The following is a 580-nucleotide window of genomic DNA, read 5'->3' on the forward strand; positions in this document are numbered from 1 at the left end:
CCGCCGGCTACACCGCCGGCGCATGGAGCTGCTCGGCCGGCACCCTGTCCGGTAGCCAGCTGACCCTGGCCAACGGCCAGAACGCCACCTGCACCATCGTCAACGACGACCGACCGGCCACGCTCAGGCTGATCAAGCAGGTCGTCAATACGGGTGGCGGCACGGCAGTGGCGACCGACTGGACGCTGACCGCGACGGGTCCCACCGTCGTGAGCGGCCCGGGCGGCGTGGGTCCGGTCCCCGTCTCGGCGGGCGTCTACACGTTGTCCGAATCCACCGGGCCTGCGGGCTACGTGGCTGGCGCAGGCTGGGATTGCGTGAACGATGGCAATGTGAGTACCGGCAATCAGGTCATCACGGTCGCCAACGGCGGACAGGTCATCTGTTCCATCACCAACACCTACGTCCCGCCCGTAGTGACGTACAGCAAGTCGGCGAGCACGGCCGGCCCGGTGGCGGTGGGTGACACGATCACCTACACGCTGACGACGGTGGTGGCGAACTCGCAGACCACCTCGGTGACGACGCTGGCCGACACGCTGGGCACGGGCCTGACGTTCGGTGCGGTGACCGCGCAGAC

1 protein-coding gene is annotated in these 580 nt (G+C 68.6%); it reads left to right on the forward strand.

The genetic code is table 11. From position 1 onward, the window contains the following. The coding region (locus V8246_RS17015; protein ID WP_336190301.1) for a hypothetical protein at positions 1-580 on the forward strand (580 nt) is incomplete at both ends.

This window comes from Pseudoxanthomonas sp. F11, assembly GCF_037046485.1.
Classification (GTDB): domain Bacteria; phylum Pseudomonadota; class Gammaproteobacteria; order Xanthomonadales; family Xanthomonadaceae; genus Pseudoxanthomonas_A.